At 44.1% G+C, this 8,912-nt stretch carries 7 protein-coding genes and 1 pseudogene; 3 read left to right on the top strand and 5 right to left on the bottom strand.

Annotation, left to right across the window (positions count from 1 at the left end):
- Positions 1-500 (bottom strand): helix-turn-helix domain-containing protein (locus CWO13_RS18490; RefSeq protein ID WP_108083352.1); only part of this gene is annotated, 500 nt, incomplete at its 3' end.
- A gap of 126 nt (positions 501-626) precedes the next feature.
- Positions 627-2,219, bottom strand: a complete 1,593-nt coding sequence (locus CWO13_RS18485) for a S8 family peptidase (protein WP_108083351.1) — start codon at positions 2,217-2,219, stop codon at positions 627-629.
- Positions 2,220-2,696: 477 nt separating this feature from the next.
- On the opposite strand from CWO13_RS18485, the gene CWO13_RS18480 reads away from it, so the two are divergent.
- Positions 2,697-3,098, top strand: coding sequence for an ACT domain-containing protein (locus tag CWO13_RS18480; protein WP_108083350.1), 402 nt, complete (start codon positions 2,697-2,699; stop codon positions 3,096-3,098).
- Between the two features lie 5 nt (positions 3,099-3,103).
- Here CWO13_RS18480 and CWO13_RS18475 read toward each other — a convergent pair.
- The 3 genes and pseudogenes from CWO13_RS18475 to CWO13_RS18460 all read right to left on the bottom strand — a co-directional run.
- A pseudogene (locus CWO13_RS18475) lies at positions 3,104-3,349 on the bottom strand (LysR substrate-binding domain-containing protein); the annotation flags it as partial.
- Between the two features lie 202 nt (positions 3,350-3,551).
- Positions 3,552-5,438 (bottom strand): methyl-accepting chemotaxis protein, encoded by a 1,887-nt coding sequence (locus CWO13_RS18465; protein ID WP_102431755.1) that lies wholly within the window; start codon positions 5,436-5,438, stop codon positions 3,552-3,554.
- 342 nt (positions 5,439-5,780) lie between these two features.
- Positions 5,781-6,497: a DUF1826 domain-containing protein gene (locus CWO13_RS18460; protein ID WP_107899413.1), complete on the bottom strand. Its 717-nt coding sequence runs from the start codon at positions 6,495-6,497 to the stop codon at positions 5,781-5,783.
- Between the two features lie 232 nt (positions 6,498-6,729).
- On the opposite strand from CWO13_RS18460, the gene CWO13_RS18455 reads away from it, so the two are divergent.
- Together CWO13_RS18455 and CWO13_RS18450 are read left to right on the top strand one after the other, a co-directional pair.
- A complete protein-coding gene (locus tag CWO13_RS18455; RefSeq protein WP_108083349.1) occupies positions 6,730-7,302 on the top strand; it encodes a YceI family protein in 573 nt (190 codons plus the stop codon).
- A 390-nt stretch (positions 7,303-7,692) separates the two neighbouring features.
- Positions 7,693-8,889, top strand: coding sequence for a YbfB/YjiJ family MFS transporter (locus CWO13_RS18450; protein WP_108083348.1), 1,197 nt, complete (start codon positions 7,693-7,695; stop codon positions 8,887-8,889).
- Positions 8,890-8,912: the final 23 nt, after the last annotated feature.

Genomic DNA, 8,912 nt, shown 5'->3' with positions numbered 1-8,912 from the left:
TTTTTCTTTGTTCGACGGTTTTTTTCCTGCTCTAACTCTTCCAACTTTTTTAGAACGGCATTCTCAGTTCGTAAGTAGACCAACTCCTCTTTTAGTTCCTCAAGTGTCATTTCATTATCAGGCTTAGTGGTACGTTGAGGGTGCTGTTTCATTGAAGGTCTTCCTTTCTGGCGCATTTTGAGCCCCTTGATACCGAGCTCATTAAATCGTTTGAGCCAGACAGAGAGTATCCCAGGGGATGAGAGGTTTAATACTGCGCTAGTGTGCGTGAGAGACCATTCATTCGTCCACATTAAATTCAATGCTTTTCGTTTTGTCTGAGCAGTAGCAGCATGCTTAGTTGGTAAAAATGAATCAGTGCCATGGATGGCAAAAACTTGAGCCCAATACCGTATCTGTCTTGAAGAAATTGAATATTGTTTTGCTAAGTAGAGAGATGACGTGCCATCTAAGTATTGCTTAGCAATGATACATTTTAGCTCTCGGCTATATTTGGACATAAAAAGACCCCCAATAATTGGTGTCCAACTATTGGGGGTCAGTTCACAAGGTGGGCTTTGGCTATCAGTCTTTTGAACCGACTAAACTAGTGAGTAACTTTTTGAAACCATTGTTCAAACCTAAATTTAAAAGTTTGCTTGAAGCGTCAAACCACTGTAAGCCGAGTATGCATTCAACATAACGTGGTATCTGCCGCTTTGGGTGACATTCACCGTACAAGTCTCGCTGTTGCCCGATCGGTAAGGTCGGCAGTCCCACGTACTAAGCGTTGGTTTATCCCCGAAACGAAGATACAGATCCGCATCGCCTGTGCCACCAATGGTGACCACTGTCAGCTGTTGGCCCTGTTCTAAGTCCATGTAGAAGTAGTCCTTTTGTCCTCGGCTGCCACTCAGTCCATTAACCGGCACGCCAGAAACTAGTTTTCCATCTGGATCTGGTCCTGGTGTTGGACCTCCGCAATCCGGTTCACAACCACTATCAGTCAAACTATACAGCAGTTTATTGGTGGTTCCTCTTGTGTCAGAAACCTTATTCTCCGAGGCTCTTGAGTTCAGTAACCCTGCGAGTTGAAGCGGTGTTAAGCCGTTGTTTTCTTGTAAGTACAAGGCAGCAACGCCGGCAACATGTGGCGTTGCCATGGAAGTTCCGCTAATCGTTTTATAGCCGCCATCATACCAAGCTGACTTAATTTGAGACCCAGGTGCGAATAGGTCAACACAACTGCCCCAGTTCGAGAAACTTGAACGCGAATCAGAGCTGGTTGTTGAGCCCACCGTCACACCACTTGTTACACGAGCCGGGGATGTATTACACGCATCGGCATTTGAGTTACCCGCTGCCAACATAAAGCTCACTCCGGATTGAATTGCACCTTGCACCGCGCTATCCAATGCAGTTGATCGACCGCCACCTAAACTCATATTGGCGACTGAAGGCCCTGATGCATTTTGCGCTACCCAATCCACGCCAGATATCACGCCAGATGTGGTTCCTGAACCCGAACAGCTGAGTACTCTTACCCCAACAATGTTAACGTTTTTAGCCACACCGTACTGGCTGCCGCCAATCGTTCCTGCAACGTGGGTACCATGCCCATTACAGTCACTCGAATCAGCATCGTTATCCACGAAATCATAGCCAGAAACCGAGCGACCGCCGAATTCCTCATGATTGTTATTAACGCCCGTATCAATCACGTAAGCCGTTACGCCAGAGCCATCAAAATTGGCATTATAGTTTCGGTCCAAAGGAAGGCTTCTCTGATCTATTCGGTCCAGCCCCCAAATCGCGTTACTTTGAACAGCTTCATTTGAAACAACAGGATCGATACTGAGTATTTGGTCTTGTTCTATATATTCAACGCGAGAATCACGTCTGAGTTGCTTTAATTGAAGTGCGTCTAGATTTGCCACAAAGCCAATAATGGAACTATCAAAAACATCGTCTGTTTTGATTGAAAACGAATTGGCCATTTGGCCTACCGTTTGTTGAGTAAACTGCTGTAATCCAGCCGCGTCATTCATTAGCATCTGCGGTTGTTTCAATACAACAATATAGCGATCAGTGATCGCATCATCTGATGAAGCCAACACCAGTGGAGCAATAGGTTGTTGTGAGTTTTCAGTCGAATTTATAACAGAACTTTGAGCCAGACTTGATGCGGAATAAATACCAAATGTGGCTGCAATACAACAACTTAATACTTTCTTTAACATAGCTTGTTCCTTGATATTTTAGGTTTGTTGGTTGTTACCTACGACAAACACGAAAATGCAGACAGCTAGCGTTATACGCTCAATACGTGAAGCAACAGTGTTACAAATTCAACCTAAGACAATACCAATGAGGTTGCTTATTAATTTATATTCATCTCACTAGGAACTTCGAGTTGGGACAAATTATTTTGAAAAGCTTATGCAAGCGCAATTTATATAATTTGATCAAAAGCTCTAATTTCAATAAAAGTTGAATGCATAGATAAAAATGGTGTATGGAAGCGGAATGATCTTCACTATTGACACATAACACACCAAAACGCTGCAAAAACCGGAAAATACAGAATTAAAATTACGGGCGATTAGTCGTGCTTATAGTGAATAAATATTATTAATTGTACTCGCCGACAGCTTACCTCTATCTTGACTGCACTATCCAACACCATAAACAAACGCGATTACGCAGGGAAAAAGACGATGACCGCCATTACCGATTTAAACATTCTGCTAAAGTCCATGTCACCAGAACTCATTGAAGGCAACTATGTCTTCTGTACGGTAGAGGGAGAATTAGCCGACTATGTCCACCTCAATCCGATGGCGACCTTTCGAGAAAAAGAAGGGTTAACTTTAGTACTAACAGAAGAAGTGGCGACTCAAGCGCAGTTAAGTTTCGATGGTGTGTTTAGCTTGATTACTTTGTCTGTACACTCAAGCCTTGATGCGGTTGGGTTAACCGCTGCTTTCGCCACAAAGCTTGGTTCATACGGTATTAGCGCCAACGTGATTGCTGGCTATTACCATGACCATATCTTCGTTCAGAAAAACAAAGCAGACGAAGCAATGAGCGCGCTTAGAGAGTTTTCAGAAGCGGAATAACTCGATCACTTTGCTCGTTCACGTATGAAGCTGACTAACAGCTTAGTTAGATGTGTGTGATAACTCATCGAACGGTAATGAATATATATCGTCAGGGGCGCTAATTGGTCATCTAAGTACTGTTCAACCAATGTGCCCCGCTCTATTTCCTCACGACAAAACTCTCTTGGTAAAGCAACAAAACCAAGCCCGCGGATCGCAGCGGCTTTCGCGATAAACCCACCATCGACATTAATATTTGACTTGATTGAGCTTGAAGGCGTGTCGCATACCCCAATGCTTGAATCGCCAGTCAGTTTTATTGAACTGATGTGCCATCATCTACTCGATTAATTCAGTGACTTATCTTGTTCTACCATCTAACAATCGCCACAAAAAAAGCGACGTAATCTACGTCGCTTTGGCTTATTGCTTACCGATTACTCACTGATCAGGCATCAGCGAATGAAACCGTTAAGCAAGCTTAAAAGTCGCCACTTTGTCACTTAAACCAGCGGCTTGGCTCTTAAGTTCGTTCGACTCAGTTAAGCTGTCCTGCGCGCCCACAACTAAGTGGTCAGTGACATCTTTAATGGTCGTAATGTTTTGGGTAATTTCACCCGTCACGTGCGTTTGCTCTTCAGCGGCAGTCGCGATTTGAGTCGCCATATCACTGATCAAAGCAACTGCAGTATTGATCTCTTCAAGCGCATGCGAAGCTCTGTCTGCATCTTCTACGGAATGTATTGCCAGTTTAGAACTGCTCTCCATAAGCTCAACGGCTTGGGTCGTCGTACGCTGCAGAATATCAATCGTTGATTTGATCTCTTCCGTTGAAGAGTGAGTGCGCTGAGAAAGCACACGTACTTCGTCAGCTACCACAGCAAAACCACGACCTTGTTCACCAGCACGGGCAGCTTCAATCGCTGCATTCAAAGCAAGTAAGTTAGTTTGCTCTGCAATGCCTTGGATTGTCGCTAATACTGTTGAGATCTCTTGAGCGTGCTTGTTTAGCTCGCTGATCACGTTGCCCGCTTCGTTCACTTCATTGGCCAAGTTATTGATTGAGCCTTTAGTGTCGACAACCAGAGCGTGACCACTGTTAGTGCTTGTCGCTGAGTCTTGTGCAGCTTTCGCTGTTTGCTCGGCATGTGATGCAATCTCTTGAGTTGCACAGGCCATTTCAGTTACCGCCGTCGCCACCATCGTGATTTCTTGCTGCTGGTGGTTTAGCTCATCCACAGAGCGGTTCGCACGCTGAGCACTTTGCTCTGACTGACTGTTGAGCTGCTCTGATTGTCCGCGGATATGACCTATCAACTGCTGTAAGCTACCAACAAAGGTATTGAAGTTCTGAGCAAGCTCACCCACTTCATCCTGATTATCAACATGAATACGTTGAGTTAGATCACCACTACCATTCGCGATTTGCGCCAATGCTTGAGATACATGATTAAGCGGACGGAATAGAATCGTACACAGTAGGTTGAACAACACAGTACATACGATGACAACCAGCAAAGTCACCAACACTTGACCAATCACGGCATCAAATAACGGTGCTACCAAAGAGTCATGGTTAACAACGCTCACAGTAATTAGGCTCGTTCCATCAATCGCACGCGCATACAGAACATAATCGCTGCCGTTTAAGTCGATCGAAGTATCTTTACCACTAGCTAATGCCTTTTGTACATCCGTAAAATCTAACCCAAGTGAGCTGATGTTCTTATTCAATAGCTTGGTATCAGGGTGCGTATAAACCGTGCCTTTATTAGTCGCGATGAACATGTAACCTTCACCTGGAAGAATCACTTGCTCTAGGCTATTAAGAATGTCGGTAATTTCAACATCCGCACCCAACACAACCTGTTGACCATGTAATTGCATGGCAGTACCCAGTGACACAACATTCGCCCCAGTTGCAGCAGCAACGGTTGGGTTATCCATGAACACCTTGTTTGGGTTTGCAACCGCATTGGTGTACCAACCCCATAAACGTGGGTCATCATTACCCGGCGGCAGTACCACTCCATTCGCATTCTTTTGCGAACCGTCAGGAAACGCTAAGAAGACATTATCAAAAGACGCAGAATCACGAACCTGTTTTAGGTGAGTCACCAAGCTTTCTTGTTTGGATTCTTTCGAAAGAGAAGTAAGCGCACGCTCTTTGGATAAGATCCAATCCGATACATATTGATTGTAAGAAGCCGATGCGCCCTCTAAGCGCTGCTCAACTTCAGTATCCAACCTTTGCAGTGAAGCACGAAAAGACAATGCCTCGACCAAAATCCCCCCCAGGATAATGGCCATACTGGCTGAGATCGCCAGTTTATTTTTAAGCGAGAGTTTCTTGAACATAGGAAACCTATAATTTGGAAGTAAAAAACCGTGGCGAACAAATTGGTTGCCAAAGCGGTTTGCAAGCGGGATATATTTTACGCTTTAAAATAAATTAAGAAACCGATGAGGAACTGAAATATTGATATATGTGAGTAAGTGCACGCATCGTAACCCATTGATTTAGAGAATGGTAAACTCTAAATTTTGAATTAATGTGCTAAACAAGGTCAGCTGATGGGTGTCTTTGTTTGGCAGTAATAACGGCACAGCTCACGCTAGGCCGTTACCCCACTAGGAAGATATTTAAATGTGTAGAACGTCTGAAAAAAACAGGTCGCAGACAAAATAGTCAAAAGTTGATCAACCAAAGTCCAACGTTAATAGCAATCGTGTCTCATTAGATGAAGTGACTGGTGAACGATGCACAAGACCTGCATTTTCGTTGCCACTCCAGCGCTCACCTTTCAATAGCGCTACGTCACCACTCACCATTTGTTGAATATCAGATTCATGGTTGTACAAGCCAGAAGCAGAGTCTGGCTGTCCGTTGCTTCCACGACCTAACTTTGAACGATCGACCGAGTCGTTCTGTAGCCATTGAGTCGCGACACCGTGATAAGTGGTTACTAAGCGGCAAGGCACTTGGTCGAAATGAAAGCGAGGACACATTGCCTTATTCAACACCGCCAAACGCAGCCCTACTTCTTCAAGCTCAAACAAACAACAGAACATATCCACCAGCTCTGCCATGTTTTCTAATAGCGCTTTAGAGGCCGTTCCGTCCGTTGCAAATTCCAACTTATCGTAGGCGTTGCCCGGTGACACGCTAACAGACTTACTAAAATTTGGATTCGACGCGATAAACTCATCAATGTCACCTATTAAATCAGCATCAAACTTACGCTGCCAAATCGCGATGTTGATATCACTTTTGTAAATATCGGCTAATACCGTGGGCTGCTCCGAAGCACTAACGCATAGTTTGTGACTCACCTGATCTTTGATACTCACAGCCGAACTAATGTTAAGTGGCTGATTACTATTGGTTGCCAAAGGCTTCGTTAACACGGCATTCATTACGTCTTCTCCTTGATACATGCTTATCGCTTCACTCTTACTGCTACAATCGTTATTCGCAGCAAGAACGAATTGAGTTATGTTATAACATAACCAAAAATACACAAGTAAGTTAACCGATCATGGTTCCAATTATGTGGAGCTGCCTTTCTAGCTTTGGGTAATTCTTAAGATACTGATCTAAGCTTCTATCTACACTTACCAAAGAAACTCATCTATATGGTAACCACTTATGAAAACGCTAATATCTGCACTCGGTCTGTTTTGTACCCTTATTTCTGCGCCCTCTTTTTCAGAAACAGGCTACACGTTAGATCCAAAGTTATCGAACATCACATTCGCTACCATTAAAAAGCAGTTTGTTGTAGAGCCCGCATCCATCAAACCCATGTCTGGAGGGCTTACCGAAGAGGGGCAGTTTTCAATAGTATTGGACTTGAAAAGCGTTAGCACTGGTGTCGCTATTCGCGATCAGAGGCTAAATGAGCTCTACTTTGAATCGATGACTTTCCCTGAAGTGAAGGTCTCTGGAAAAGTCGAATCGTCAATGCTATCCGGCGACCCAAAAAGAACAACCGTAGCGGCGGAAGTTACCTTACACGGCGTAACAAAAACGATCGACTTCCCAGTTATGGTGGTTCCATCGTCAGGATTTGTCATGGTTAGCTCTGCCTCGACAATCGTCGTCAATGGCGCTGATTTTGGAATATCGACAGAGAATCTAAACAAACTTTCGGCAACCGTGGGGGGACTAGCGATTTCCGACAAAATCCCTTTAAGCTTTAACCTACTTTTCGACCAGTAAAGGAGTTATACCTCTTCTTTAAACCCACCTCATTTCACATTCATCCATCGTTTAAGAGCGGTGAATGTGAGTTAGAGCCCACAGAACATCAAACTTTTCTAAATACCTAATCATTTACGTTCATTTAGATCCAACTTTAGTCTAACCATTAATCACTCAATTCTACTGTGATTAAAACAATCGCTTATTGCCTTATCCTCGGCAGAACAACACATCTACCTAAGTGTTTAAACACACTCGCTATTTACCTATCTCAAACCGGTTTTAAATGAGCAAATTATATGACTAAGCGCCTAGTGATATTGATGGTGAATGATGTCAATATGCAAAATCGAACAAAATTTTTTCCTATTGCCAGAGCATCTAGTTAAATCCGAAAGAGCCCTTTTTATGCTGAATACACACATCATTAATCGAGATAGCCTTGCAGGAATGGGAGCGACGTTGATAGGCAACGGGATCGGTAGGTTTGCCTATATAGCATTAATGCCGGCGCTCATTCAAAGTGGTTGGTTTAGCGAAAGTGATGCATCTTATCTTGGTGTCGCGACCCTTCTTGGGTACATCTTAGGTGCACCTGCTACCAACATACTGCTGCGTTACTTTGGTGCTGGGCAGTTGATTCGTTTCGCTATGTTGGTGAGCAGCTTTAGCTACTTGGGCTGTGCGCTACAGGATGCGCCCTTAGCATGGTTTTATGTTTGGCGAACTTTGGCTGGAGTTACGGGGGCGATACTCATGGTTGTCGCTCCACCAGTGATTGTCCGAAAATTTAACCCAGATGTGAAAGCTCGTGTCAGCGGTGTTGTATTTTCAGGTATTGGGCTTGGTGCAATGTTATCTGGCACCCTAATTCCTGTGCTCATTTTTTTTAGTGTGGTTTCGGCTTGGATTGGCATGGGAGTCATCGCGTTGGCCACCACTATACTCACCTGGAATGCTTGGCAAACCCAAGATAATAAGTCAAAAGCGCCTTATATAAAATCTTCCTTCTCACAGCTATCAAGGCCTAAGTTAATCAGCGTAACGCTTATTCTTGTGGCTTATACCTTCGATGCTATCGGCTACCTACCACACACCTTGTTTTGGGTTGATTACATCGTACGAGAACTGGGGATGTCGTTCACTAGCGGTGGTTTATTCTGGGCAACCTTTGGTATTGGTGCTGCCATTGGACCATTGATTACGGGCATGTTGGGAGACAAGCTAGGGCTTAAGAAGTCACTATGTATTGCATTTAGCTTCAAGGCTCTAGGCGTCGCACTCCCGCTTTTTAGCACCCACCCCATCGCGCTACTCATATCTTCATTACTGGTCGGTATTTTCACGCCGGGAACGGTAACTCTTGTGTCGACTTACACATTGGAGATTGTCGGTTATGAACTGCATACCAAAGCATGGGCAGGAATGACACTCTCTTTTTCTGTATCACAAGGTGTGGTTGGACTTTTGATGGCGTACTACTTAAATCATATGGATTCATACGACGTTTTGTTCAGCATTAGTACTGCTGCTTTGATTTTGTCTACGGTGTGTATATTAATAACCGCGACTCGCTCTAAGCCTGAACACTTGAACTCGATCTAAGCTAGCTTCTTCGGTTCATCTGA

This window comes from Vibrio sp. ZF 223 (assembly GCF_003050585.1).
Taxonomy (GTDB): domain Bacteria; phylum Pseudomonadota; class Gammaproteobacteria; order Enterobacterales; family Vibrionaceae; genus Vibrio; species Vibrio crassostreae.
This window is presented reverse-complemented; position numbering and strand designations above follow the sequence as displayed.

Excerpts from the sequence above, each read along its gene's own strand:
- CWO13_RS18450 (WP_108083348.1), top strand. The coding sequence starts at position 7,693 with ATGCTGAATACACACATCATTAATCGAGATAGCCTTGCAGGAATGGGA.
- CWO13_RS18465 (WP_102431755.1), bottom strand. The coding sequence starts at position 5,438 with ATGTTCAAGAAACTCTCGCTTAAAAATAAACTGGCGATCTCAGCCAGT.
- CWO13_RS18480 (WP_108083350.1), top strand. The coding sequence starts at position 2,697 with ATGACCGCCATTACCGATTTAAACATTCTGCTAAAGTCCATGTCACCA.
- CWO13_RS18485 (WP_108083351.1), bottom strand. The coding sequence starts at position 2,219 with ATGTTAAAGAAAGTATTAAGTTGTTGTATTGCAGCCACATTTGGTATT.
- CWO13_RS18455 (WP_108083349.1), top strand. The coding sequence starts at position 6,730 with ATGAAAACGCTAATATCTGCACTCGGTCTGTTTTGTACCCTTATTTCT.
- CWO13_RS18460 (WP_107899413.1), bottom strand. The coding sequence starts at position 6,497 with ATGAATGCCGTGTTAACGAAGCCTTTGGCAACCAATAGTAATCAGCCA.